This is a genomic window from Fischerella thermalis PCC 7521 (assembly GCF_000317225.1).
In the GTDB taxonomy this organism is placed as follows: domain Bacteria; phylum Cyanobacteriota; class Cyanobacteriia; order Cyanobacteriales; family Nostocaceae; genus Fischerella; species Fischerella thermalis.
In genome coordinates this window covers 1-405 of record NZ_AJLL01000126.1, presented here as the reverse complement: position 1 = coordinate 405, position 405 = coordinate 1, and the positions used below count along the sequence as shown (strand labels likewise).

1 protein-coding gene is annotated in these 405 nt (G+C 44.2%); it reads right to left on the bottom strand.

The window, feature by feature from the left end; all coding sequences use genetic code 11:
• The coding region (locus UYK_RS27475; protein WP_040469608.1) for a PAS domain S-box protein at positions 1 to 255 on the bottom strand (255 nt) is incomplete at its 3' end.
• Between the last annotated feature and the right edge of the window lie 150 nt (positions 256 to 405).

Here is a 405-nt window from a genome sequence, read left to right as displayed (position 1 = left end):
TGTCAGTGCCAGCAGTTCTTCCCCGTTGTAGCCAAGAATTTCACACAAGGAATTGTTCACCTTGAGGAATTGTCCTTTGAGTGACACCAATGCCATGCCGATTGGTGCATTGTCAAATGCCTTGCGGAACTGTTCTTCGCTACGGCGCAGTGCCTCCTCTGTTTGGCAGTGCTCAGTTAGTTCAATTTGTAACTGATTGTAAAAGTTTGCTTGTTGAATTGCGATCGCCAGTTGATCTGCTACTGCTATTGTCAAATCTACTTCAAACTGCTGCCAAGCAGAGGGCGGATCTTTAACTAAGGTTAGGCTTCCCCATATTTGCTGTTCAACTTTTGAGAGGAACTATCAAACAGGCTCCTTGATATGTTTGGGCTATTTCCTCTTCTGAAGCAACATCGTTAATAA